This window comes from Paenibacillus sp. LS-5 (assembly GCF_056121505.1).
This window is the reverse complement of the sequence record NZ_JBWAVA010000054.1, coordinates 1-457: the sequence shown is the minus strand read 5'-3', so window position 1 is coordinate 457 and position 457 is coordinate 1. Positions and strand designations below refer to the sequence as shown.

The 457-nt window shown below is 63.7% G+C and carries 1 pseudogene; it reads right to left on the bottom strand.

Features of this window, described 5'->3' with window-relative positions:
* Window positions 1-457 (bottom strand): annotated as a pseudogene (locus AC0MA3_RS26400) (hypothetical protein); the annotation flags it as partial.

Sequence of the window (457 nt, the reverse complement as noted above, 5' to 3'; positions counted from 1 at the left end):
CCGCTGCAGTTCGGCGTAATTCAGGGCGCGCGCATGATCGCCCGCTGCCAGGCCATCCCTCAGCACCTCCATCCCAATGCGTTCGGGATGCTTGACCCAGGCGTCGTGATAGGTCGCGGAACTTTTGACGGCAGGATTGAGCGCCGGCCATTTGGCCAGTGTCGCATGGCGCCCGCGAAAGCGGTGACGCGGCATCAGAGCCCGCTTGCGGGTCAGGAAGTCATAAATGCTCAAGCCCGCCTTGACCGCAACCGCGCCGCGCCGGCTTGGCCTGCGGCTCAACCCCAGAAACCGCACGATGCCGTTGGCAAGACCGGAGAAAATATCGAAGACCGGGACGGTGGTGGGCAGCGGCGCAACGAGATGCGGCGCGTTTTTCAACAGGCGGTCGCGTTCGGCCAGCGATTCCCGCACCAGGCTGAATTCACCGTTTTCAAGATAGCGCAGTCCGCCATGC